This is a genomic window from Paenibacillus sp. N3/727 (assembly GCF_022637315.1).
Taxonomy (GTDB): domain Bacteria; phylum Bacillota; class Bacilli; order Paenibacillales; family Paenibacillaceae; genus Paenibacillus_AQ; species Paenibacillus_AQ uliginis.
The window spans coordinates 5030836-5055610 of record NZ_CP093336.1 but is presented as its reverse complement, the minus strand read 5'-3'; the positions used below and the strand labels follow the sequence as shown (position 1 = coordinate 5055610).

The 24775-nt window shown below is 45.4% G+C and carries 21 protein-coding genes; 18 read left to right on the top strand and 3 right to left on the bottom strand.

The features are described 5' to 3' along the window. Positions 1–4: 4 nt before the first annotated feature. The 16 genes from MNQ98_RS23505 to MNQ98_RS23430 all read left to right on the top strand — a co-directional run bounded on the left by MNQ98_RS23505 (position 5) and on the right by MNQ98_RS23430 (position 19556). Complete coding sequence (locus MNQ98_RS23505) at positions 5–1099, top strand: sensor histidine kinase (protein ID WP_241930416.1); 1095 nt, start codon at positions 5–7, stop codon at positions 1097–1099. After that, positions 1100–1756, top strand: a complete 657-nt coding sequence (locus MNQ98_RS23500; RefSeq protein WP_208918157.1) for a response regulator — start codon at positions 1100–1102, stop codon at positions 1754–1756. It abuts the gene before it with no gap. Between the two features lie 146 nt (positions 1757–1902). Further along, on the top strand, positions 1903–3525 hold the full coding sequence (locus tag MNQ98_RS23495) for a S1C family serine protease (RefSeq protein ID WP_241930415.1): 1623 nt from the start codon (positions 1903–1905) through the stop codon (positions 3523–3525). Between the two features lie 117 nt (positions 3526–3642). Continuing rightward, on the top strand, positions 3643–4329 hold the full coding sequence (locus MNQ98_RS23490) for a response regulator transcription factor (RefSeq protein WP_208918159.1): 687 nt from the start codon (positions 3643–3645) through the stop codon (positions 4327–4329). 1 nt (position 4330) lies between these two features. Beyond that, positions 4331–5791 carry a sensor histidine kinase gene (locus MNQ98_RS23485; RefSeq protein WP_241930414.1) on the top strand — a complete coding sequence of 487 codons (1461 nt, stop codon included), beginning with the start codon at positions 4331–4333 and terminating at the stop codon, positions 5789–5791. Between the two features lie 48 nt (positions 5792–5839). Next, complete coding sequence (locus MNQ98_RS23480) at positions 5840–6799, top strand: 4-hydroxy-3-methylbut-2-enyl diphosphate reductase (RefSeq protein WP_241930413.1); 960 nt, start codon at positions 5840–5842, stop codon at positions 6797–6799. 210 nt (positions 6800–7009) lie between these two features. Continuing rightward, positions 7010–7966 (top strand): ABC transporter permease, encoded by a 957-nt coding sequence (locus MNQ98_RS23475; RefSeq protein WP_241930412.1) that lies wholly within the window; start codon positions 7010–7012, stop codon positions 7964–7966. Between the two features lie 34 nt (positions 7967–8000). Next, positions 8001–8897, top strand: coding sequence for a carbohydrate ABC transporter permease (locus tag MNQ98_RS23470; protein WP_241930411.1), 897 nt, complete (start codon positions 8001–8003; stop codon positions 8895–8897). A 76-nt stretch (positions 8898–8973) separates the two neighbouring features. Continuing rightward, on the top strand, positions 8974–10641 hold the full coding sequence (locus tag MNQ98_RS23465; protein ID WP_241930410.1) for an extracellular solute-binding protein: 1668 nt from the start codon (positions 8974–8976) through the stop codon (positions 10639–10641). Positions 10642–10721: 80 nt separating this feature from the next. Then, positions 10722–12293, top strand: coding sequence for a response regulator (locus MNQ98_RS23460; RefSeq protein ID WP_241930409.1), 1572 nt, complete (start codon positions 10722–10724; stop codon positions 12291–12293). A 24-nt stretch (positions 12294–12317) separates the two neighbouring features. Further along, complete coding sequence (locus MNQ98_RS23455) at positions 12318–14108, top strand: sensor histidine kinase (RefSeq protein ID WP_241930408.1); 1791 nt, start codon at positions 12318–12320, stop codon at positions 14106–14108. 169 nt (positions 14109–14277) lie between these two features. Further along, entirely contained in the window at positions 14278–15333 is a 1056-nt protein-coding gene (gene aroF, locus MNQ98_RS23450) for a 3-deoxy-7-phosphoheptulonate synthase (protein WP_241930407.1), read from the top strand. 228 nt (positions 15334–15561) lie between these two features. Further along, entirely contained in the window at positions 15562–16986 is a 1425-nt protein-coding gene (glnA, locus tag MNQ98_RS23445; protein WP_241930406.1) for a type I glutamate--ammonia ligase, read from the top strand. A 448-nt stretch (positions 16987–17434) separates the two neighbouring features. Further along, complete coding sequence (serC, locus tag MNQ98_RS23440; RefSeq protein WP_241930405.1) at positions 17435–18523, top strand: 3-phosphoserine/phosphohydroxythreonine transaminase; 1089 nt, start codon at positions 17435–17437, stop codon at positions 18521–18523. Positions 18524–18638: 115 nt separating this feature from the next. Beyond that, positions 18639–19103: a tRNA (uridine(34)/cytosine(34)/5-carboxymethylaminomethyluridine(34)-2'-O)-methyltransferase TrmL gene (gene trmL, locus MNQ98_RS23435; RefSeq protein WP_241930404.1), complete on the top strand. Its 465-nt coding sequence runs from the start codon at positions 18639–18641 to the stop codon at positions 19101–19103. Between the two features lie 198 nt (positions 19104–19301). Further along, the gene (locus MNQ98_RS23430) at positions 19302–19556 is read left to right on the top strand and encodes an AbrB/MazE/SpoVT family DNA-binding domain-containing protein (RefSeq protein ID WP_208918169.1); all 255 of its coding nucleotides are present in this window, start codon (positions 19302–19304) and stop codon (positions 19554–19556) included. 299 nt (positions 19557–19855) lie between these two features. Here the strand turns inward: MNQ98_RS23430 and MNQ98_RS23425 are convergent, their stop codons facing one another. Beyond that, on the bottom strand, positions 19856–20923 hold the full coding sequence (locus tag MNQ98_RS23425; protein ID WP_241934017.1) for a phosphodiester glycosidase family protein: 1068 nt from the start codon (positions 20921–20923) through the stop codon (positions 19856–19858). A 14-nt stretch (positions 20924–20937) separates the two neighbouring features. Continuing rightward, complete coding sequence (locus MNQ98_RS23420) at positions 20938–21351, bottom strand: hypothetical protein (RefSeq protein ID WP_241930403.1); 414 nt, start codon at positions 21349–21351, stop codon at positions 20938–20940. Positions 21352–21731: 380 nt separating this feature from the next. On the opposite strand from MNQ98_RS23420, the gene MNQ98_RS23415 reads away from it, so the two are divergent. Both MNQ98_RS23415 and MNQ98_RS23410 read left to right on the top strand, forming a co-directional pair. After that, positions 21732–22388: a response regulator transcription factor gene (locus tag MNQ98_RS23415; protein ID WP_208918171.1), complete on the top strand. Its 657-nt coding sequence runs from the start codon at positions 21732–21734 to the stop codon at positions 22386–22388. Positions 22389–22488: 100 nt separating this feature from the next. After that, complete coding sequence (locus MNQ98_RS23410; protein WP_241930402.1) at positions 22489–23703, top strand: aminotransferase-like domain-containing protein; 1215 nt, start codon at positions 22489–22491, stop codon at positions 23701–23703. Positions 23704–23817: 114 nt separating this feature from the next. Here the strand turns inward: MNQ98_RS23410 and MNQ98_RS23405 are convergent, their stop codons facing one another. After that, the gene (locus MNQ98_RS23405; protein WP_241930401.1) at positions 23818–24660 is read right to left on the bottom strand and encodes a DUF2161 family putative PD-(D/E)XK-type phosphodiesterase; all 843 of its coding nucleotides are present in this window, start codon (positions 24658–24660) and stop codon (positions 23818–23820) included. Positions 24661–24775: the final 115 nt, after the last annotated feature.

The following is a 24775-nucleotide window of genomic DNA, read 5'->3' as shown; positions in this document are numbered from 1 at the left end:
GAATATGAGTTTTATTAAGAACACTAAGTGGGTGCTAATGCTTTACTTTTTGTTGATTGGAGCTGCGGTGGCTGTGTTTCTATATGTCGCAGACCAAGGAGGGTACATTATAATTGAAGATAACCGGCTGTGGGTCTATTACACGGTCGGTATCGTTCTGTTTACAGGAATTGCGGGATATATCGCAGGCCAGCGTATTCAGAGGCCGCTGGACCTGCTGCATTTGAATATGCTGCAGGTTGCTAAGGGCAATCTGACTGTACGGATGCCGGCTGCGGAGGATGCTTCATTTGCACGGGTGTATGGAGAATTTAATGGTATGACAGAAGCGCTTGAGAAGAAGATGAAAATTCTTCAGCGGCTTGGGGAACAGGATGTTATTGAAAAAGAAATCGCTGCGGAAGCTGCTGTTCTGGAAGAACGCAGAAGAATGGCCCGGGATTTGCATGACACGGTCAGTCAGCAGCTGTTCGCTATTCATATGTCGGCATCCTCTCTGCCAGGTGTCATGAAAAAAAATCCGGAGCATGGCGATAAAGTGTTGGAGCAGTTGATCTCGATGTCACATACAGCCCAGAAACAAATGAGAGCTTTAATCGCTCAGCTGCGACCGGTCGAGCTTGAGGGGAAAACATTGGAAGAAGCGCTGGAGCGTTGGTTTCCTGACTATTGCCGTCAAAACAGCTTAAAAGGTGTGAAGGATGTTGAGCTGTATGACGGGCTATCCGAAGCGATAGAGCATCAGCTCTTTCTCATTATTCAGGAGGCTGTGGCTAACATTGTGAAGCATGCCGGTGCGAGTCTTGTGAGCATGTCGCTCCGTGAGGAACATAAACGGGTCGTGTTAAGCATAAGCGACGACGGAATGGGCTTTGATGAAATGACACAAAGACAGGGCTCGTATGGCTTGTCTACGATGCGTGAACGGGCCGAAAAACTAGGAGGCCAAGTGGATATCATCAGCCGCCGGGGGGCTGGAACGACCGTCAGAGTACATATACCGTTGTTTGAAAATTTGGGTGAGGATGAAGGAAGCGCTGATTCTGGTGAAAAAAGTCGGGACGGGCTGGATTCATCAGGAGCGATAGGGGGAGAATAAATGAGTGTGATCAAAATACTGCTTGTTGATGATCATGATATGGTTCGGATGGGATTGAAAACGTATTTGTCACTGGATCCGTCTTTTGAAGTGATCGGGGAAGCTGCAAATGGATTAGAAGTACTGGAATATCTTAGAAACGTTGAGGTGGAGACCAAGCCTGATCTGATATTGATGGATCTGATGATGCCCGTTATGAACGGAGCCGAAACGACACGGGCGGTCATGACGGAATTTCCAGAGCAGAAGATTGTCATCCTAACAAGCTTTTTGGAGGATAATCTGGTGGTGGAATGCGTTGAAGCGGGCGCGGTCAGTTATGTGCTGAAAACCGTTTCTGCAGATGAACTTATTTATGCTCTGCAGGGTGCATACCGGGGGATGCCTGTTATGACGAAGGATGTATCTGAAGCTTTGACCCGGGGAATCCGCCAACATATGGTTCAGGAAGATCACTCGGGACTTACGGAACGTGAGAAGGAAGTGCTTCTACTTATAGCCGAAGGAAAAAGCAACAAGGAAATTGGCGAGGAACTTCATATCAGTATTAAAACGGTCAAAACTCATGTCAGTAACCTGCTGATGAAATGCGAGCTGGATGACCGGACACAGCTGGCTATTTACGCTCACCGAAAAGGATGGGTTAATACAAACTGATTGTAAATTTTATTTTTTTGTTTTATCCGTTTTTATCTCCCTTTTAATTGTTTTTAAGGTGTTATTAAGGTTTATAGTACACAATAAGAACAGATAAAACATTAAACACCTGCAGATGGTCAGGTGATCTAATAGGAGGTAAAAATATGGACGATCAGAGAAATCGGTTTGGTCAGAACGATGAGGAACAAACCAATGAGCCGCAAGAACGTCTGGATCAGTCATCGGACAACTCTTCTTATTATTATTCGTATGGCCCGTTTAAGTCTATCAGTGGTGAAGATGACCGGAATGAAGGGCATGATTCTTATGGACGACGTGAACCGCAAGAAGTAGAGATCACAGCTCCACAGCCGGTAAGACCCGTCCCATCTCCAAGCTATTCAGCCGGAGCTTCTGGCCAGGGAGATGGAGGTGGAAACGGCAGAGGGGGTTCCCTTCCAGAGAAGACCTCGAGCGGACAATGGAACTTCAATCATAAACCAAAGAGTTCTGTTAAAACAGTGCTCCTGTCATTCCTTGCAGGTATGCTCGTTATTACCGGTCTGATGTTTGCAGCAGACAGAGCTAATCTGTTCACTCCGGAAGCAGCATTGATGTCCCAGGCAGCCGGAAATGAGAACGTAAAGTCGGCTCTGGCACCTGCAGATGAGAACAGCGCTTCTACTGCGTCAGCGCAAATCCCTTCGAACCCCGGCGATGTAGCGTCCGTAGTTGATGAAGCGAGTCCTGCCGTCGTACTGATTGAAACGCTTGTAAAGAGCAATGGGCAAAGACAAAATAACTCGAATATGGATGATCCGTTATTCCGTTACTTCTTCGGTGATCAGTCGAACCAAGGAAGCAACGGCAGCAATGAAGGAAGTAGCAATGAATCTTCTCAGCTGCAGCCATCTGGTATCGGTTCCGGATTTATTTTTGACAAGTCCGGATATATTTTAACGAATGAGCACGTGGTTCACGGCGCTGATGTCATTCAAGTTACTCTCCAGGATAACAAAAAGCCTTATGAAGCCAAACTGCTTGGCTCGAGTTATGAGCTGGACTTGGCCGTATTGAAAATCGAAGGAGATGGAGATTTTCCAGCTGTAAATCTCGGAGATTCGGATGATCTGAAGGTCGGCGAGTGGCTGGTTGCCATTGGTAACCCGCATGGTTTTGAACATACGGTAACAGCTGGTGTACTTAGCTCCAAAGAGCGTGATATAGATATTTCCGGTCAGAATGGTGAGAAGGATCGGAACTATGAACATCTGCTGCAAACCGATGCTTCAATTAACCCCGGAAACTCAGGTGGCCCACTGCTTAATTTGAAGGGTGAAGTCATCGGCATGAATGTCGCGGTTAGTGCAGAGGCGCAAGGTATCGGATTCGCGATCCCTTCCAAGACGATCAGCGAAGTTCTGGATTATCTCAAAAATGATAAAGAGGTTCCGAAAACCCCGATTCCTTTCATCGGAGCAAGACTTGGAACCTTGACACCGCAAGTATCTCAGCAGCTCGGTACGGATGTGACGGAAGGTTCTTATGTTGATAGTATTGTATTCCGTTCCCCGGCTTATGAAGCGGATCTCCGTCAGTATGATATTGTTACAGGAGCTGATGGGACGAAATACGCTACATCCCAGGATTTGATTGAGTTTATTCAATCGAAGAAAGTCGGGGATAAGATTACGCTGAATGTGGTTCGGAACGGGAAGAAACTGGATCTGCCGTTAATGATCGGTGACCGGAATGAATTCGAAACTTCCCAGCAGCAACAGCCATAAAGAAAACAAGGAGACAAGCGGAAGGGAGAGTCCCTTCCGCTTGTGCTGTTCTCTAGGGCATGGATATAATGGGGTTGTAAGAGAAACGATAGAACACAAATAAGAGGAGATATCCGAATGCGATCCCGAATTTTAATAGTAGATGATGATGAGAAGATTATTTCCATGCTAAGGCGCGGCCTTGCCTTTGAAGGGTATGACGTCCATACGGCTTCAAATGGTGCTGAAGGCTTGAGAATGGTACTGAAAGAAGAACCGGACGTTGTAATATTGGACGTCATGATGCCTCAGGTCGATGGATTTGAGGCGCTTCGCAGGCTTAGAGAAGGTGGAAGCAAGATCCCCGTATTGATGCTTACCGCGAAAGACGAGGTCGAAAACCGGGTTAAGGGACTGGATACAGGAGCGGATGATTATCTGGTCAAGCCGTTTGCACTTGAGGAACTGCTTGCGCGCGTTCGAGCACTGCTGCGCCGGAAAACGGGAGAAGAGTCAGGTACGCAGAAAATAATGTATGAGGACCTGACTATGGATGCCGATGCAAGAGAAGTAATCCGGGATGGGAAAAGACTGGAGCTGACGGCCAAAGAATTTGAGCTCCTTCATTTGTTCATGATGAATCCAAAGCGGGTGCTGTCCCGTGACTTGATTATGGATAAAATCTGGGGCTATGATTACAGCGGCGAATCGAATGTACTGGAAGTTTATATCGCAATGCTTCGTCAAAAAACAGAAGAGCACGGTGGTAAAAGATTGATACAGACAATCCGCGGAGCGGGCTATATTTTACGGGGGGATACGTAACATGTCTATTCGGCTGCGTCTTACAGCATGGTACTCCGGTATCCTGTTTATAACGCTGCTTGCATTCAGTCTGGCCGTGTATGGTTTTGTTCATTTATACACCTATGATGAATTGAAATCGCGGATTCAGCAGCAGTATAACAAAATCCGCCCTGTGCCCACCATCAATGAAGACGGCAGTATGGGCTTTACCCCGGACCGATCTTCCACGATGCGTATGGAGGAGGCGGACCTTTACGTTCAATCCTACACGTATCAAAATGAGCGAACGTGGTTGTCAGATAACATGAGGCTTAGAGGGCTTGAATTCGAAGTTCCTACGGTCTCCAAAGCGAAAAAGGAGCAGGGCTTCAAAAAGAAGAATGTCGCAGGGTACCCATTTATTGTGTATCAAGACTTTGTTTATACACAGGATAACCAGATATACGGATGGCTTCAGGTCGGAGCCTATACCGGGAGCATTGAAAAAACGCTCGCCCGGCTGAAATCCATTCTGTTCACAGGTTCCTTGGCTACACTCATCATTGCTTCGACCCTAGGTCTTTTCTTGGCTCGAAAATCGATGAAACCGATTCAAACGGTAGCCGATGCCGCCAACCAGATTCAGAAAGGGACAGATCTCAGTGTCAGGATTGAGTACGATGGCCCGCAGGATGAGATTGGAAGGCTTATTGGCACATTCAACGGCATGCTAGAAAGAACGGAAGGTTTCTATAAAGAATTGGACGATGCCTACGCGGCACAGCGCAGATTTGTCTCGGATGCGTCTCATGAGCTGAGGACACCTCTTACGACCATCCGGGGAAATGTAGATTTGCTTCATAAAATCTGGTCCGGATCACCATCCGAGCGCCCGGATATGGATGAGGAGACGTTGAAGCAGATAGTCGTTGAGGCCGTTGGCGATATTTCTGATGAGGCGAAACGAATGAGCCGTCTTTTGTCCGATATGCTCTCCCTTGCGCGTGCGGATACGGGTCAGACCTTCGAGAAGGATCCTATAGCTCTGCAGCCATTAATTGAAGAGGTGGTTCGACGGGCCAATTTTCTTCCGCGGAAGGCCGAGTGGCATGCTGGCGACTTCTCGGTGCTAAATGGGGTTTACGTGGAAGGTAACCGCGACTATTTGCAGCAGATGCTGTTCATTTTTATAGAAAATGGCTTTAAATATACACCGGAGGGTGAGGTCAGACTAGATGTAATCCTGTACAAGGGCCAGGTAGGCATCCGCTTTTCGGATACAGGAATCGGGATGGACAAGGATGAAATTCCGTATATTTTTGAACGGTTTTACCGTGCTGATCAATCCAGGGGGGTAACCGAGGGGACAGGCCTTGGATTGTCTATTGCGAAATGGATTATAGACGTGCATGAGGGATCGGTAGAAGTCGTAACTAGACGAGGAGAAGGAAGCACGTTCATCGTCTGGCTGCCAACAATCTTTGCTCCTCCGCTGGAATAGAGTATAATGAAAGGGATTGTGACGTAAAGCAGAAAGTAGGTGAAGACCATGGAAGTGATCAAAATCTCGCCGCGCGGTTACTGTTACGGTGTTGTAGACGCGATGGTACTGGCACGGCAGGCAGCGAATAATTTGGATCTTCCGCGGCCTATATATATATTAGGTATGATTGTTCATAACAGTCATGTTACGCAGTCCTTCGAGGACGAGGGCATTATAACACTGGACGGTCCGAACCGGATGGAAATATTGAATCAGGTCGACAAAGGCACCGTCATATTTACGGCTCATGGCGTTTCGCCGGAAGTGCGCAAGCTGGCCCGTGATAGAGGGCTAACAACACTTGACGCAACTTGTCCGGATGTAACAAAGACCCATGATTTAATTCGAGAGAAGGCAGCCGAAGGGTATTCGATTATTTATATCGGCAAGAAAGGTCATCCCGAGCCAGAGGGCGCAGTAGGAATTGCCCCGGATCACGTCCATCTAATAGAGAAGGAAGAAGAGATAGACACTCTGCAAGTGGATTCTGGCCGGATTATCATCACAAACCAGACGACGATGAGCCAGTGGGACATCAAACATATTATGAAACGGCTGTTGGAGAAATACCCAGGTGCCGAAATTCATAATGAAATCTGTCTCGCGACACAGGTCCGGCAGGAAGCGGTGGCCGAACAAGCAGGTCAGGCTGATCTCGTTATCGTCGTGGGCGACCCGCGCAGCAACAACTCGAATCGGCTTGCCCAGGTATCCGAGGAGATTGCAGGAGTAACGGCACACCGAATCGGTGATATCACGGAACTGAAGCGTGAGTGGCTCGAAGGCATAAATAAGGTTGCGGTCACGTCTGGTGCATCTACACCAACACCGATTACCAAGGAAGTTATCGCGTATTTGGAACAATATGAATATGATCAGCCCGATACATGGGAGATTAAAAGAACCGTCAATATGAGCAAGCTGCTTCCACCAGTAAGGTCGAAGAACGCTACATCCTCCAGTTGACCATTGTTTAGTATCATCTGATTCGTTATTTATAACCCGTTGCGGCACTTTCGCTTCGGGTTTTTTTGTGTGCCTTTAATGGTCAATAAGTGAAAACGCTTCACAACTCGATTGATGAGTATCATATTTCGTTGAATAGGCAAATAGTAAGAGCGGTTTCATTTCGCTAGAATTAAAGCATACAAGAAATCAGTCGGGGGAGGAACAGACATGGCTCAGATATCCGTTGAAAGGGAACATGTTCCAAGACGGAAACGAAACAACATCCTGATCCGGTTTATACAACAGTGGGATATTCAATTGATGGTACTTCCAGCAATGCTGCTCATTTTCATCTTTAGCTATATTCCAATGTATGGCGTGCTAATGGCTTTTCAAGACTATAATCTCTTTGGAGGTATGGGTGAGAGTCCATGGGTAGGACTTAAGCACTTTCGGATGTTCTTCGAGTCTCCTGAATTTTTTAATGTCATGAGAAACACCATTGCCATCAGTCTTTTGAAATTCTTTATCGGGTTTCCAGCTCCGATCTTACTCGCTTTGATGCTGAATGAGATCCGGCATATGGCATTTAAACGAATTGTTCAAACTGTCAGCTATCTTCCGCATTTTCTATCATGGGTTATTGTGGCAGGTTTTGTAATGTCTCTCCTGTCCACAGATAACGGAAGTATCAATATACTGCTGCAAAAGCTCAATCTTATCGAAGATCCGGTAAGTTTTCTATCTATTCCTGAATACTTCTGGGGCATTCTGGTGACGACAGGGGTTTGGAAGGAAATCGGATTTGCTTCGATTGTATATCTGGCTGCCATTGCGGGTGTTGATCCGTCTATGTATGAAGCGGCTGATATGGACGGTGCAAGTAAGTTACGTCAGATTTTTACGATTACACTTCCGACGATTATGCCGGTTGTTATCATCTTTATGATTCTTGCGATCGGTAACTTGCTTACTGCTGGTTTCGAAGACATTTTGCTCCTTGGTGTGAATCCGGTTCTCCGTGAGGTATCTGATGTTATTGATACATACGTTTATCGAGTCGGTATTCAGAATTCCCGTTTCTCATACGCTACCGCAGTCGGACTGTTCAAAGCCGTAATCAGCGTCGGGCTGTTGACCATAGCGAACTTCGTTGCACGTAAATCAGGAAACAGTCTATGGTAGTATTTAGGCCTCTAGTTGAAAGGAGCGAATTATCTTGGTACGTCTAAGTTTTGGAGACCGTCTAATGGTCATCATGATATATGTCATTCTGGCGTTGCTTGCATTCTCAACATTTTATCCGTTCTGGAATGCTGCGGTTATCTCATTTAACAAAGGTGCCGATACAGCGCTTGGCGGCATTACCTTCTGGCCCAGGGAATTTACATTGGAGAATTACAAAATTGTATTTAACGATGAACGCTTGCTGAACGGCTTTTATATTTCCGTGATGCGGACCGTTGTAGGTACAATTGCATCAATCATTACGACTGCGATCTTAGCTTATGGCATGACTAAAAAAGAGTTGATCGGCCGTAAATATTACATGATCTTGTGCATCATCACGATGTACTTCAGTGGTGGATTGATTCCGAGTTTCTTGTTGATCCGCAGCCTGGGATTAATGGATACCTTCTGGGTGTTTATCATACCGTCACTGGTTAGCGTCTGGAACATGATTATATTTAAAACCTTTTTTCAAGGACTTCCCGGTGGCTTGGAGGAGTCAGCCAAAATCGACGGATGCGGCAACTGGGGAACGTTCTTCCGGATCGTGCTTCCGCTTTCAGGTCCAGTCATCGCTACTTTGTCCTTATTTACAGCAGTTAACCATTGGAATGATTGGTTCTATCCGAGTATTTACATCAATAATGAAAATCTGTTGCCGATACAAACCATGCTAAAACAAATCCTTAATACGAATATCGTATCGGATCAGATTGGTAACCTGGATTCAGCGGCACAGGGCCAACTTCAAAAAATGCAGAGTGTCACATCTAAGTCACTGTCGATGGCTACGATGATGATTGCCACATTGCCTATCATTATGGTATATCCTTTTGTTCAAAAATATTTTGTTAAAGGTGTATTGGTAGGTTCATTAAAAGAGTAGAGTTGCTTCATAATCGATGTTAAAAGCTAAAGCTTTAACATAAAACCATGGGCATGGCGAAAGGGGAAAAAGAGAGATGAGGTTAAGAAAAAGAGCACTGACGTCAACAATGACGGCTTTGTTGGCGGGAGCAATGATACTTACCGGATGTGCTGGAGGTACTGGGGGAAAAACAGCAAGCGAAGGGGCTAAAGAACCTGAGAAGACAGAAACTCCAACAACAGAAAGCAAATACGTTGTAGGCCAAGACCCCTTGGATTTTACTTTATATGGTCATTATGATTGGTATACGATGCCTCCATGGGGTGGAGACGATGCCTCAAAGTACATCAAGGAAAATATGAAAGTTAACGTAACACCGATTCAATCCGGTGGTAACGCAGCCCAAAAATTCAATACGATGATCGCATCGAATTCATTGCCTGATATTATTTGGATGGACCGCGGCTCGGATGTAGAGAAGCTTCGCCAGGCCGGCTTGCTGGTTCCTTACGATGAGTATCTTGATAAATATCCGAATCTGAAAGAATGGCTCGGAGAAGCCGGGATTAATATGCTTCGTTCGGAAGACGGCAAACTGTATCAGTTCCCGAACTGGTATTCAAGCCAGCCGTACGGTAATGCCGGTTATGTTGTTAACAAAAAAATCTATACAGAACTGGGCTCTCCAAAATTGGAGACAACAGATGATTTATACAAGTACCTAGTAATGGTTAAAGAAAAGTATCCCAATGTAGTTCCGTTTGACCCACATTTAGCGAAAGACGGACAAGGACTGGACATATTGTACACCGCTTTTGCTGAAAATGCGCAAAGTCGCTGGATTGGTATTCGCGGCGTACCTCAAGGTGATAAACTGACTTCCATCTTTACGGATCCGATATTCCGGGAATCTATGCAGTATTCTGCTAAATTGTTCCGTGAGAAATTGATGTCCCAAGATGCGATGACACAAACCGCGGACCAGGTAAAAGAAAAGATGAATACGGGCAGAGTGGCTGTATATGCTTCTGCAAGTCCTACGGAAAATGCGATGAACGCTCATCCTTTGCTGACAGCTAACGACCCTGAAGCAGGTTACTTTATGATCTGGCCGATTCACAAAGAGGGACTAGATAAAAACAAAATCTTCCCGGGTACGTATACTCAGCTCGGATGGAACGTAAGCGTAATTACAAAATCAGCGAAAGATCCGGAAGCTCTCTTTGCTTTCCTCGACTGGTATACAAGTCCTGAAGGACAACGTATCCAGATGTGGGGACCTGAAGGAAAATATTGGCAAGGCCTTGAAGATGATGGCTTAACACCAAAGTTCACAGAACAATATACAACCGATGCAGAAGGTTTGGCTAAATTGCAAGCGACCACAACCAATATTCAGTGGACTGGTAACACGATTTATGTTGACCAAGCAAAAGCTAAATTCGAAAGCACTTTGCCTGAAGAGAAACGTAACTGGTCTACACGTTGGCAGCATGAAATTACATGGAAAACACAATCAAATGCTACGGAGTTCATCAATTTGGATCCAATGCCGGATAGTGAAGAAGGAATTATCCGTCAGCGTGTCGAAGATATTTACCTAGAGGCAAGAGCTAAAGCCCTTTATGCTAAAGATGATGCGGAAGTCACTTCCGTCCTGGATAAAGCAGAAGCAGATGCACAGACTGCTGGCTACGCAAAATTGCTAGAATTCAAAACACAGAGATGGCAAGAAAATCTCAAAAAAATGGAAGGGAATTAATTATTGATTCCCTATCACCTACTGGGTATACTGCATTTGCAGTATACCCTTAGGGTTTTTTGCGAGGGGTGAATAAACTCATGTATAAAGTATTATTAGCTGACGATGAGATTTTGGATTTGGAAGGAATGAGGAGCTTCATACCTTGGGAGTCTCTGGGAATGTCTGTTGTAGATAGTGTGAATAACGGGTTTGCAGCCTGTGAAGTTCTAGAGAAACAAGAGATAGACATATTAGTAACGGATATACGGATGCCGAACATGACGGGGCTGGAGCTAGCTCAAAAAGCGCTTGAAACGCAGGAAGAAATACGTATTATATTTGTAAGCGGTTACCAAGACTTCGGTTACGTTAAGCAAGCCATAGCATTGAATGCTTGTAGTTATGTTCTAAAACCGATGGATGACAAAGAACTGATTGATGCGCTGAATAAAGTTCGCCGCGAGTTGGATAAAAGCAAGGAACATCAAATAACTGAACTTGCTTATCAGCAGATGGTGCCCATAGTCAAGAATCAGTATCTTCTTCAGCTGTTGGAAAAACCTTATGAGGTTGTTCCTCTGGACGTCCTTAATAAAGAGTACCGACTGAATGAGATGGCATGGCCTGTGTGTGTAGCATTGCTGGAGATCGACGATGTATCTTGGCAGCTTAATCATTTAGATGAGACCGACAAACGAAACATGGCAGATCATTTTTTTACACGATTGCATACACTTCTTACTGAACAAGATATTCATCATGTATGCAAAGTAACAGATCATCGGACTGCCATACTTCTTGATGAAAGAAATGATAAGACTATCGCAAGCAAGATTCTGGATCAATTGAAAGAGGAATTTCCATTTACCGTAACCGTTGGGGTAAGCAACCCCGTAAACGGGCTGCAGGACCTGCATCCGTCTTATAGTCAGGCTGTAACTGCATTGGATTATAAGATGTTCCATGGAAAAGGAAAGTGGATACCTTATGGGGATGTTCCTTCCGAAGATATAAAGGATGCTGAAAATTTATATATCCGGCTGGATTCATTGCTCAGCGCGATGACAAATTATGAGCTTGTACGTATCTATGACGAGCTGGATGAACTGCTGCTGCTGGCATCTAGCTTACGCTCTAAATTTACGATTCGCAATTTCGCGATGTATATCATCCTAAAGCTCGACGAGCATCTGCATACCATTAATGAGGACTTATTTAAAATATCAGGCATGGAATTCAAGAACCTTGATGTTTTACTTCAGTTTGAGACGATTGATGATATTTTTTCATGGTTAAAGCGACTCGTTTTTGAAATATCGGAGCAGCTGCACAATCGGAAGCACTCCAAAAATGGACGTTTGATTCAAGAAATTATCGAGGATGTAAGGGGACGGCTTCATGAGAGCATTACCCTTCGGGATATAGCAAACCGATTTTCTTTTTCGCCCAATTATTTAGGGCTTCTCTTTAAAGAAGAGACGGGTCATAACTTTAGTGATTATGTGATTACGATGCGCATGGAGAAAGCCAGGGATTTGCTGCGAAATACGAATCTCAAAATTTATGAAATCGCATCTCAAACGGGATATCAATATCTCCCTTATTTCAGTCGTCAGTTCAAGGAAACGTATGGAATGACCCCGCTGGAATACAGACGAAGTCTTTCATGATCGATAAGCAGGGGCGTGTGCAGCATGTGGACTAAAAACAAAATATCACAGATGCCGTTCGGGTATAAGTTAATGCTGTCTTACTGCATTCTCATCTTGATCCCGATTATTCTCATTGGCAACGTTGCCAACCGGATATACACGGAATCTATAAGAGAGCAGACCCGCAGCATTATTCAAGGGACTCTTCATCAGATGAAAAACAATATTGCATTTAAGATGGAGGATACGAAACGGATATCGGACATGCTTTATTTTGATTATCATCTTGCAAGAGTGCTCCGCCATTATGAAGAAGGCTGGTCCAGCTACGACTCAACAAAAAATGTACTTGTACCGAAATTTCAAACCGCAGTGGAGACGGCAAACCGGCGTATGTGGCTGTCTGTATACCTTAAAAATAATACAATCCCTGAAGTATATAACCTTTATGAGAATGTGAACCCGCTCGATACCAAAGCAAGGTTATACGATATTTATCAATACAAACGGTTAGTAGATAAAGAGTGGTATATCAATTTTCCATCAGATGAGGTGTATGGAACAACACTGCAATGGAGGCAAATTGAAGAAGACCGCAAATATGGCAATATATCACTACTTCGAAGAATTATAGATGTTGGCGGAGATAAGTATCCCTATGAAGAGATTGGATTTATGCGGATCAGCGTATCTCTTAAAGATTTGTTTGATGGCGTGGATTTTCAAAAAATAGGGGAAGGCACCACGATATATATTTCGGACCCCAGCAGCCATGTTATTGTATCATCCGGATCAGATGGCGTTTTGGAAGTTGCGGCATTAAACGAGCTAAGCAGAAACGAAGATGACCTTATTATCCGTGATAGCTTGCCAGGGTTAGATATGGAACTCGTGGCCATAATACCCGCAGATATCGTTGAAAAGGACTCCGTGAAAGTTCGGAATCTGACGTTGTTTATTGGTTTGGGATGTGTTGTCATTTTCTTCTTCCTAAGTGTTATCGTATCCCGTTATTTCGGAAAAAGGGTATCAAAAATTGTGAAGGTTGTGGACTCTTTTCAGGAAGGGGAGTTCCATAAGCGTATCCATTTTAAAGGCAATGACGAATTCACAAAGATTGCTTCGGCTCTCAATGAGATGGGCAGTAATATCGGTAGACTGATCCGCGAGGTTTATTTGGCCGACCTGCAGAAAAAAGAGGCAGAGCTGGAGTCCCTTCATGCGCAAATAAATCCACACTTTTTATATAATACACTGTCTTCGATCAGCCGTCTGGCCAAATTTGGAAAGCTGGAGAAGCTGCAGCGGATGGTGCTCGATCTGGCTAAGTTTTATCGTCTTTCTCTTAATGAGGGCAGGAATGTTATCCCTATCAAGAATGAACTGGAGCAGGTTCAGGCTTATATCGATATCCAAAAAATCAAATATGAAAGCCGGATGCAGGTACAGTACGACATCGCCCCAGAGCTTGTACGCTATGAGACGGTGAAGCTGATTCTACAGCCTTTCATCGAAAATGTGTTGGAACACGCCTGGATGGGGGACAACGTTTATATTAGGATCAGTGGACGCGTTACTGATGAGGGTCTAGAGTTTAAAATTATTGATAACGGTGTCGGTTTTCCACCTGGAATGATAAAGGATCTGACTGGCGCCCAGGATTTGACGAATGCCGGCTACGGTTGTAAAAATGTCGATCAGCGGATTAAGCTGCATTATGGCCAGCAATACGGAGTAACCCTGTTCAGCCGCCCCGGAATAGGGACGACGGTGAGAATTATAATTCCATTGGTTAGGCGACAAGTAGCTGAGGGGCGAAAAAAAAATACTTGATTGGATTTGATCCCTATTTGTCAGTCAGTGATTTAGGCTTGACGAGTAGGGATATTTTTAGTATATTTGCTTCATTGCGTAAAAGCTTAAAAGCTAACAAGCGCGAAAGCGAATTTATCAAAATAAATGATGAATGAAAAGATAAAAATTTAGAAAGAAGGCTGTATATATGATCGTCATTACATCTAATCAAATTCCAGAGGAACAATTCCGTCAAATTGTAGGAGAAATCGAGAAAGAAGGACTTCAAGTCCATGTCTCTAGAGGAGCTGACCACACAGTAATCGGTCTCATCGGCAGTGTGAATCCAAAACTTTCAGAGCATCTTCGGCAAATGAAGGGTGTAAAGAATGTTGTTAAGATTACTAAATCCTATAAGCTGGCAAGCCGGGATTTCCATCCTGAAGACACAGTGATTGATATCAAAGGTGTCAAGATCGGAGGCGGCAATCTGGTTGTAATGGGCGGACCTTGTGCGGTAGAATCTGCAGAGCAGATTGATGAAATTGCTAAGCTGGTCAAAGCTGCTGGTGGTCAGGTGCTTCGAGGAGGCGCATTTAAGCCTCGTACGGGACCTTACAGCTTTCAAGGTATTGGAGTGGAAGGTCTTATTATGATGGCTGAAGCGGGAGAAAGACATGGCCTGCTCACGATTACAGAAGTAATGACACCGGAATATGTGGACATCTGCGCAGAATATGCTGACATTTTGCAAGTAGGAACCCGAAATATGCAAAATTTCGATCTGCTGCGGAAGCTGGGCACCTGTGGCAAGCCAGTGCTGCTGAAGCGCGGGTTCAGCTCAACCTATGATGAATTCCTCAATGCAGCAGAATACATTCTTGCAGGCGGTAATCCGAATGTAATGTTATGTGAGCGCGGAATCCGAACATTCGAGACTTATACTCGTAATACACTTGATTTGTCTGCCATCCCTGCCCTGCAGCATCTGAGTCATCTGCCGGTTATCTCTGACCCTAGTCACGGAACAGGCCGACGTGAGCTTGTTGAGCCTATGTCGAAGGCTTCCGTTGCAGCTGGAGCGGACGGACTTATCGTCGAAATGCATACCGATCCAGACAATTCCATGACGGGTGACGGTGTTCAATCCCTCTTCCCGGACCAGTTCGCGGAGCTGCTTAAAGACCTGGAGAAACTTGCGCCTATCGTGGGAAAAACCTTTAACACCACTAAAGCTCCTGCTGCAGAATTCCAACGGGTTTAGGCCATACAGTTCAATAAAGACGTCTTTCTTAGGAAAGACGTCTTTTATTTGCGTGTAAGCATATATAGAATATCATGTTAGGTTATATAACACGAATTTCGAAAATACCTTACATGAGTATTGACGTTACGAATCATGGCAGAATATAATGACTGAAAAGAAATCAAAAGATGATGAACATTCACTAGTGATACTATGTTTAATGTTCGGAAATTAGGAGGAAGAGACATGTCGGCTGAAAATGTAATGAAGATGATTCAAGAGAACAACATTGAGTGGGTTGATTTTCGCTTTGTAGATTTGTCGGGACGTGCGCACCATATTACCCTGCCGGCATCCGAAGTGGATGAAGAAACGTTTGTAAACGGGGTAGCCTTTGACGGTTCATCCATTGCAGGCTTCCGGGGAATTGAAGAATCAGATATGGTTATGATGCCGGATCCGGAATCTTGCTACATTGATCCTTTTACCGCGCATCCTACACTTAACATTATGAGCAATATTTATACACCAGATGGTGAAGCATATGAGCGTGATCCCCGCGGGATTGCAGCACGGGCAGAGCAATTTTTGCAGGATAGCGGCGTAGGTACGGCAGCGTTTTTTGCGCCAGAGTCTGAATTCTTCTTGTTTGACGATGTTCGTTATGAAAGCACGATGAACAGTTCCAGCTATGTTGTTGAATCAGAAGAAGCGGCATGGAACACCAACCGTAAAGAAGAGGGCGGCAACCTCGGATTCAAGATCGGAGTCAAAGGCGGGTACGTGCCAGTAGCTCCAGTTGACACACAGCAAGATATTCGCAGTGAAATGTGCCGCTTGCTGAACGAAGCTGGTCTTCGTGTAGAGCGTCATCACCATGAGGTAGCGACGGCAGGTCAGGCAGAGATTAACTTCCGTTTTGATACCCTCAAAAAAACAGCGGACAATCTGTTGATTTACAAGTACATTGTTCACAATACTGCACGTCAATATGGTAAAACAGCTACCTTTATGCCAAAGCCGCTCTTCGGCGATAATGGCAGCGGAATGCATGTTCACCAGTCCATTTTCGATGGAGACACACCTCTCTTTTATGAAAAAGGCGCTTACGCCAATCTGAGTGAGATGGCCATGCATTATATCGGCGGCATTCTATATCATGCTCCAGCCCTGATCGCACTGACGAACCCTAGCACGAACTCCTTTAAGCGCCTTGTTCCAGGATATGAAGCTCCAGTTAACCTGGTATTCTCCAAAGGTAACCGTTCGGCAGCGATCCGGATTCCGGTTGCAGCTGTAACGCCAAAGGGCTGCCGCATTGAGTTCCGTACTCCAGACTCTACAGCAAACCCGTATCTGGCCTTCTCCGCTATGCTGATGGCTGGCCTTGACGGTATTAAACGTAAGATCGATCCTATAGCACTGGGTTATGGTCCGTTCGACAAGAACATTTACGAACTGTCTGATGCTGAGAAAAAAGAAATCCGCAGTGTACCAGGCACACTGGATGAAGCGCTGGACGCACTGCAAGCTGACTATGAATTCTTGACTGAAGGCGGCGTGTTCACGAAAGAATTCCTCGATAACTTCATCGAATTGAAGCGCGGCGAAGCCAAAGCAGTATCCATCCGGGTACATCCGCACGAATACTCGCTCTACTACGATATTTAATACAACATGTATGAACAGGAAAGACGCCTGCGGAATGAGATCGTAGGCGTCCTTTTTTAGAGATAAGTAACTTATGTCAGTTAATTAGTTTGATGATCAATCGTGGGATGTAGAGTAAAATATCGGATACCAGGGTGATGGTGTCGGCAAACCGTTCAAATTTGGTTCTTCTAAATTCCTTCATTTTTCCACCTCGTTTTTCGGGAAAAGTTTACTTAAGTTTATCACAAATTTGATTAGCTGGGTTTTAAAAGAATATTTAGAAAATATTTATATTTATCCTTAGGTAAAATAACAAGTAATATGATAAAACGAAGTGATTACCAATTTATTCTAATCAATATCTATGTCTTTAAATAGAGAAAAAAGCACTTGCTGCACTTCCGGATTGTTGCTATGATAAGCGAAAATCTTTAGTGAGGTAGATAAAGAAAGGGTGGAGAGTCGTTTGAACAAAAGAGCTTATAATTTTAACGCAGGACCGGCCGCATTGCCGTTGGAAGTACTGGAGCGGGCGCAGGCGGAATTTGTTGATTTTAGGGAGAGCGGCATGTCCATCATGGAAATGTCTCATCGTGGAGCCATCTATGAGTCGGTTCATAAGGAGGCGCAGGAGCGACTTTTAGCTCTACTCGGCAATCCTGACGGTTACAAGGTCTTGTTTCTACAAGGCGGAGCGAGCACCCAGTTCGCCATGATTCCGATGAACTTCCTTGGTCAGGGACAGCAGGCCAACTATGTGATGACTGGGAGCTGGGCCGATAAAGCTTACAAAGAAGCGAAGTTGATCGGCGAGACACATATCGCGGCATCATCTGAAGCTGACAATTACATGTCGCTACCTAAGCTGACTGATATTTCGTTATCTGACAATCCAGCTTACTTGCATATCACTTCCAATGAAACGATTGGAGGAACTCAGTTCAAGCAGTTCCCGGATACCGGATCTGTACCTCTGATTTGCGATATGTCCAGTGACATCTTGAGCCGACCGTTTGATATGAAACAGTTCGCAATGGTGTATGCCGGAGCACAGAAAAACCTAGGTCCATCCGGGGTAACCGTTGTGATTGCAAAAGAAGATATGATTACAAGCTCGCCGAAGCATCTTCCAACGATGCTGCGTTACAGTACACATACAAGCAACGACTCGCTGTACAATACACCTCCATCTTTCGGGGTATATATGATTAATGAAGTTCTCAAATGGATTGAAGAGCGCGGCGGTTTAGAGGGAATACGTGACCTGAACCGGGAAAAAGCGGCACTTCTCTATGATATGATCGACGGAAGTGAAGGCTTCTATCGTGGCTGTGTGGATGCGGGCAATCGTTCTGACATGAACGTCACATTCCGCTTGGAATCGGAGGAGCTGGAAAAGGCATTTATTAAAGCCTCTGAGCAAGAAGGATTTGTTGGTCTTAAGGGCCACCGCAGTGTGGGGGGATTGCGAGCTTCGATTTATAATGCTGTTCCTTTGGAAAGCTGTAAAGCACTTGTTGAGTTTATGGGACATTTTAAGCGGACTCACGGATAAATGCAAACTGAGGAACCTTCCGTCATGACGGAAGGTTCTTTTGTGCGATTGCGATGAAATCTGATTTTTAAGTTATAATAGAAGAAAATAGATGAAAAGGGTGGATTGTTACAACATGGCATTACACATCGTACTCGTTGAGCCTGAAATACCGGCCAATACGGGAAATATAGCTAGAACTTGCGCAGCAACCGGGACACATTTGCACTTGGTGCGGCCGCTGGGCTTTAATACGGACGATAAAACACTGAAGCGTGCGGGACTCGATTATTGGTACGCTGTACACATCGAGTATCATGATTCATTTGAGGAGCTTAAGGAGCTTTATCCGGAGGGGCGATTCTTCTACGCATCAACCAAATCGGATAAACGCTATACCGATATTGCTTATCAGGACGGTGACTTCCTCGTATTCGGTAAAGAGACGAAAGGTCTTCCTCCTGAGCTGCTGGCTGCGAATCCCGATCACTGCATCCGTATGCCGATGACGGACAAGGTGCGTTCCTTGAACCTCTCCAATTCAGCAGCAATTGTCGTATTTGAGGCACTTCGCCAGCTGGATTTTCCGGATATGAATTAGGAATAAATGTACTGTTATACACATTTTCTCAGACACGCTACCTATAATGATGTTAAAGAAAAGTAAAAAAACAAATAATTTCTTAAAAACTAGCAGGATTCGACAACTCTATATCGAACTATTATACTAGGCCCATTTTATCATAAGACTGGGAATAATGCAGAAATTACTTGTTGAACGGAGAGGTGTATCATTGTTATGAAACCTGCTGGTGTTGTACGTAAGGTGGATCAGCTGGGGAGAATCGTCCTGCCCAAATCACTGCGCAAGAGATATCAAATGAACGAGGGCGATCCTGTTGAAATTTTAGTACAGGGTGACCATATTATTTTGGAACGCTATCGTCCTAAATGCGTATTTTGCGGATCCATGGATGGAGTAAGCGAGTTTAAAGAACGTTATATATGCGCACAATGCATGACCGAGATGAACCAGCTTCCGAAACATGCTTAATGAAGTGCGATGGGGCGCCGCTATTGCGGTGCTTTTTTGTTTTGTTTAGTGCGGACAAAAGAAAAAGCTTCCTCAATTTGAGGAAGCCGCGTCTTACAGGCCTTTGGTTTTATCTTCATTGTACGATGCAGTCAAAATGCCGACCAAGTATAAGACAAGAACCAGAGTGACGATCCAAAAGGTTAAAGAGAAAGACATTTAAGGCCACCTCCTGCTAAGCTATTTCTTATTATACCCAGCCTTGGTGAAAAAATAAATGAGAATATGACGTATATCATAGATTTAGTGCGAAATTACGGCTACTTAAAAAATAAAAAGTGCGTTGGAACGGGTCGAAGTCTTCCATCGGAAGGCTTATTCACAACTCTTCCGTTCAGGATTAAGGAAGAGGAACCGCCGCCGTCCAGATTATAGGCGTCTTTCACACCCAGGTTGTACAGCTTGTTTTGCAACTCCTGTAAAGTTGCGCCTGACTTTCCTTTTTCATCATAACCTTCAGTCACGATAATGAGCAGTTGGTCGTCTTTATAGTTCGCGATGACGGTACGGGGAGCACGTGCTGGCGCCGTTTTCCATTTCTCGGGAATCGGCATTTTTTTGCCATTCTTAATCAATACAGGAACGAATGTAGCCCCGAACTTGGGATCCAGCTGGTCAAGCTGTTCTTGGCTCCAGAATTTGCCGCCGATCAGTTGGCCGGATTGATTAAGCCCCACGAAGGCCAGATCTTTGAAAGAGGGCTGAAATCCGGTTACATATTTGCCGTCGATGAACGTTGTGCTTAAGGGGTGTCTGCCTCCGTTACCGTCGGCATAACCTCCTGCATTAATTCCGGCTACTGCACCATGGCGGTTAACCGCCTGTAACGTCGTTTCGGTAGAGCCGCTTTTTCCAGTGTCGTTTCCGAGTGACATAGCCATTGCGTTCGGATCGTTGAGCTTTACTTTCATGGCGTACCCGTGATACGATCCGGGATTTACTTTGAAGAGTTCGATGTTGATTCGGTCACTACTGACTCTCTCCGTAGGGACACCCAGCTTGGCTGTAATCCTCCGGTTGTACACTCGTTCTGGCACTTCAGCCTGAGCTGTAGCATCCTTAAGGATACTGCTCATGGCTGCAGTTGTTTGCTGATACAATCTGCCTGTTTTCTCAATGGAAGCAATGGTCTTGTCCACCGTGAGTGCAGCTTGATCCAGGCCTTGGACAATGTGGCCCGTTTCTTCCGATAAACCGGAGTCTGGGACATAGGCGGAAGTATCCAGCTCAAGACGTGGTGGTTCGGATAAAAGCCAAATGCAGAGCGAGGCGCCTATAAACGGCGCAAGGGCAAGCATGAACCACCGGTTGACTTGTTTGGGAGTCATGCGGGTCAACGTTTTCACTTTAATAGCTCCATTTTTCGTTCAAGCTTGTTAAGCTGCTGTTTTACTTCGTTCAGCTGGCTGTACAGCTTATTGCTGTTGTCCGTCTTTCCGCTGGCCTGGTCTTTTGTAAACGTCAGCAGTTCATTGAAGGACTGCACCATACTCTGCATTTCTTTCATCTGCTCAGACAGCTCTGTAAAGCGGCTGTCATACTGGGCCTTTAGGGCCGCCATCTCTCTTTGGGTATCCTGCTGCAGCTGCGCTATCATTTCTTTTTTTAAATGATTGCTATATGAGTAGGCTCCAGCCACACCTAGCGCGATAAATATGATCCAAAACATCCAAAACCATCGTGCTTTTGGTCCTTTACGGGACGAAGTTTCCCGTGATGGATAAGGAGGTATTGTCTCTGTTTCCAACGTTGGCATCTCATCACTCCTTGCAATACCTATCATTTTTTCCAGTAATCATTCTATCATGGTAAAAATAATTTCGCAAAGACGAAAAAACATCTATCAATTGTCAAAAATAGATTGCTTATAACGAGGAAAGTGGGATACAATCTGTATAGATTTGTTTATCTAAAGAGATACATATAAGTCGTTTGCCATGCTGTCCTGCCTGGGTCTAAGTCTCTAGAATTACTTTCATCTTATGTCCAGTTCGAAAACGTCCGGCGGGGCTATAGAGCGGCAAACAACGACATTTCGCGTTTCGTATTTTGGATGCTGCAGCAGATTTCCTAAGAATAGCTGTGCTTAACTCTACTAAGATTTTAGCTTGTTTGAAATAGGGGGTTTAAAGGATCATGAATCAGGTTTGGCGAGTAGTTATTGTGGGAAGTCATCCTACGAGTATGCTGGGAACCAAATTGATTTTGGAAGAAGAGAAACAATTGAGTGTGCTCGGGATGGTTTCTTCCTCTCAGGAAGGAATCAGGATGGTAGGAGAAATCGTGCCTGACCTCGTTTTGCTGGATTACCGGCTTCCGGATACAACTGCCGAAACCGTGCTGGAGCAGATGAAGCTTCTGTCACCGGAGTCTCATGTCATTATTATGACAGATAATGACGGACTTTCATTGCTTCAAGCATTAATTAGCCGAGGAGCGAGTGGACTTTTATCGAAACAGGCGTCTCCTTTCCAGCTTATGCACATGATCGCAGGTCTGCGGGAAGGTGTCACAACGTTGCCGTTGGAATGGGTTAAGCAGGGTATTTGGCCGCTGACTGCCTCTGCAATGTCTGAAGGAGGTCTTCCACTTTCCGAGACGGAAACATTTATCATGGAGAGAATCGTTCAGGGGATTACCTATGATAAAATCGCTCTTGAAATTGAAGTGAGCCGGCGTTCGATAGACAATTATCTTCGCAAAATTTATGTGAAGCTAGGTGTAAGCACAAGAGCTCAAGCTATTGAGAAGTACGCGCTATATACGCACCAAGGACGTCAATTGTATGCTTAAATAGCGACGTAAGTTATAATCGTGAAAGACTAGGAATACCTTAAAGAGGCTGACTAGAATTAAACCGAGGATTTGAAAACGGTTAGAAGGAGGGATTTCGATGCAGTATTCCTTTGCTTCCCGTGCACAGGCCTTATTGTCTTCCCCGCTGCGCAGTATTCGGGAACTTGCGAAGCGGGATTCTTTTATTTCTCTGGCGGAAGAGCTTCCTGCTGAAGAGCTATTCCCTCTGCCGTCACTGGCTGAGGCCGCCAGCTCCGTACTTAACGCCGATCGTCGTTCGCTTCAGTACGGGGAAGCTGAAGGGTATGGTCCGCTGCGTGAATGGCTCAGTCGTGACTGGAGCCGTCGTAAGAAGCTGAACATGTCTCCGGAGCAAATATTGCTGACCACTGGAACCCAGCAAGCACTGGATCTGCTGATCAGGGGGTATGTGGATCCTGGAGATAGCGTTCTTGTGGAAAATCCGACTTCACCGGGCCTGCTCCAAGTGCTTAGGCTGCAGGGTGCTCACATCATTCCGGTGGCGGGGGATTGTAATGGGATCTTACCTGATTCCCTGGAGGCTCTTATCGAGGTGAATCATCCGAAACTGCTGCTGGCCGCCCCAAACTTCACCAATCCGACAGGTGTGCTGTGGAGCCTGGAACGACGTAAAGAAGTGCTGCGGTTATGTGAAGCACATGATGTACTAATCGTTGAGGATGATTCGGTCGGGGATTTGTATTTTCCGCAAGGGGGAATATCACCACCGCAGCTTCCATCGCTGATTTCACTGGAGGAGAAGCAAGGAGATCATGTTCTGTATGTGGGCTCTTTCAGTAAAACCGTTGCTCCAGCCCTCCGGACCGGGTGGGCAGTGGGAAATCGGCAGATTATTGAGATGATGACGGCAGTTAAACAAATGGCGGATTGGCAGTCCAGTTTGTTAAATCAGCGGCTGCTTCACCATCTATTGGATTCGAAGCATTTTAATTATGACGAGCATATCCTGATGCTGAACAGAGAGTACGGAACACGGCTGAAACTGATGGTTGAGCTGCTCAAACGGAACGCGTGGAAGGACGCGGCTTACGAGGTTCCATCTGGCGGCATGTTCCTGTGGGTGACTCTGCCAGCAGGGCTGAATGGAGACGCGCTGCTGAGAGGCTCTTTGCTGAAGGGGGTTGGTTTCCTGCCCGGCTCCATGTGTTCACCGGGAGATGAGGCTAATGAAAGTATACGTTTGAACTTTACCCATCCCGGAAGAGATGAGCTGCTCCTTGGCATGAACCTGATCAGTGAAGCGGTTATGGAATTTACCGCCCGCAGCTAGTCAACCATTTCAGGAAGCGTTAAATCATAAATAGGGGTTGTCTACAGTATCCAATGTATTGGATACCGTAAACAGCCCCTTTTTGTATGTTCAATGCATATGTAATGATCGTCATCATTTATTTGTGTATGAGGAATAAGGGATGTGTCCAGAGATTGAAGAGGATTCAAGGACGGATGCGTAGTCTTGTAATGCTTGTAAGCCAGTCTTCGTAAGAATATAGCGTCCGCGTCCGACACGGTCGAACCATCCGTAATAATTGTGCTGAAGAATGGCGGCGGCGTTGCCGACTCCGGTTAAGTTCCTTATAGCGGCGGGTGTAATGCCTGAATTGAGAGGGGAATCTGTCTTCGTTCTGCTCTTCTCCGGAAGCTGACTGAGTTCAGAGTCAGAGCCAGGCGCTTCTGTAAGCTTATCTATAACGCTCAACTGCTGTATAGCCACAGCAACGCGAAGTGCCTTTTCACGGTAGGCTGTAACGAGTTTGGCCCGTGTTACGCCGCCCGTGTTATAATCTCCGCTGCGCTCGCGAAATTCCACCAGCAATTTTTCACGTCTTCTCGGCGCTTTGCGGTCTGTACCGTTCCCTTCACCAGGCTCGCATAGTACTTCTACAAGCGGGGCTTTCGTCTTATAGAACGTAACTGTAATTAGTCCGAGGCCGAGCTTGCGGCATAAGCTGCTTAGCTCCGACCAGCGCTGGTTAACCGCCCCTTTTTTAGCCCGGCTCTTTTCTACGGCCAAGTACACGAGAGGGCTCATCTTGAGGCGTTCCAGGCCCTGCAACAGAAGTGCCAGGTTGAATGTTTTTTTCATTTCTACGATCAGCGGCTCATCCAAGCTGTCTTTCATGCCGACCATATCACAATTACGTACTTCGGCTTTGATGTTAAATCCGTGCAGCTCAAAAAAAGTTTTCAATGGAGCGTACAGCTCGGATTCATGTTTTATCGCCATGGCTTTCTCCTTTGTAATTAACATGTCAGAAAGCGCCTGCGGCACTCTATTCCATCAGTATAACATGTCGGGAACGGATGTGCGTATGTACAGGTGACAGCACCCGTATTCGTAG

What these genes read in the sequence shown, in the direction of transcription:
- MNQ98_RS23455 (WP_241930408.1), top strand. Translation starts at nt 12,318, where the DNA reads ATGTGGACTAAAAACAAAATATCACAGATGCCGTTCGGGTATAAGTTA.
- glnA (WP_241930406.1), top strand. Translation starts at nt 15,562, where the DNA reads ATGTCGGCTGAAAATGTAATGAAGATGATTCAAGAGAACAACATTGAG.
- MNQ98_RS23415 (WP_208918171.1), top strand. Translation starts at nt 21,732, where the DNA reads ATGAATCAGGTTTGGCGAGTAGTTATTGTGGGAAGTCATCCTACGAGT.
- MNQ98_RS23485 (WP_241930414.1), top strand. Translation starts at nt 4,331, where the DNA reads ATGTCTATTCGGCTGCGTCTTACAGCATGGTACTCCGGTATCCTGTTT.
- MNQ98_RS23410 (WP_241930402.1), top strand. Translation starts at nt 22,489, where the DNA reads ATGCAGTATTCCTTTGCTTCCCGTGCACAGGCCTTATTGTCTTCCCCG.
- MNQ98_RS23405 (WP_241930401.1), bottom strand. Translation starts at nt 24,660, where the DNA reads ATGGCGATAAAACATGAATCCGAGCTGTACGCTCCATTGAAAACTTTT.
- MNQ98_RS23505 (WP_241930416.1), top strand. Translation starts at nt 5, where the DNA reads ATGAGTTTTATTAAGAACACTAAGTGGGTGCTAATGCTTTACTTTTTG.
- MNQ98_RS23425 (WP_241934017.1), bottom strand. Translation starts at nt 20,923, where the DNA reads ATGACTCCCAAACAAGTCAACCGGTGGTTCATGCTTGCCCTTGCGCCG.
- MNQ98_RS23475 (WP_241930412.1), top strand. Translation starts at nt 7,010, where the DNA reads ATGGCTCAGATATCCGTTGAAAGGGAACATGTTCCAAGACGGAAACGA.
- MNQ98_RS23490 (WP_208918159.1), top strand. Translation starts at nt 3,643, where the DNA reads ATGCGATCCCGAATTTTAATAGTAGATGATGATGAGAAGATTATTTCC.
- MNQ98_RS23420 (WP_241930403.1), bottom strand. Translation starts at nt 21,351, where the DNA reads ATGCCAACGTTGGAAACAGAGACAATACCTCCTTATCCATCACGGGAA.
- MNQ98_RS23430 (WP_208918169.1), top strand. Translation starts at nt 19,302, where the DNA reads ATGAAACCTGCTGGTGTTGTACGTAAGGTGGATCAGCTGGGGAGAATC.
- MNQ98_RS23460 (WP_241930409.1), top strand. Translation starts at nt 10,722, where the DNA reads ATGTATAAAGTATTATTAGCTGACGATGAGATTTTGGATTTGGAAGGA.
- MNQ98_RS23465 (WP_241930410.1), top strand. Translation starts at nt 8,974, where the DNA reads ATGAGGTTAAGAAAAAGAGCACTGACGTCAACAATGACGGCTTTGTTG.
- MNQ98_RS23480 (WP_241930413.1), top strand. Translation starts at nt 5,840, where the DNA reads ATGGAAGTGATCAAAATCTCGCCGCGCGGTTACTGTTACGGTGTTGTA.
- trmL (WP_241930404.1), top strand. Translation starts at nt 18,639, where the DNA reads ATGGCATTACACATCGTACTCGTTGAGCCTGAAATACCGGCCAATACG.
- aroF (WP_241930407.1), top strand. Translation starts at nt 14,278, where the DNA reads ATGATCGTCATTACATCTAATCAAATTCCAGAGGAACAATTCCGTCAA.
- MNQ98_RS23495 (WP_241930415.1), top strand. Translation starts at nt 1,903, where the DNA reads ATGGACGATCAGAGAAATCGGTTTGGTCAGAACGATGAGGAACAAACC.
- MNQ98_RS23500 (WP_208918157.1), top strand. Translation starts at nt 1,100, where the DNA reads ATGAGTGTGATCAAAATACTGCTTGTTGATGATCATGATATGGTTCGG.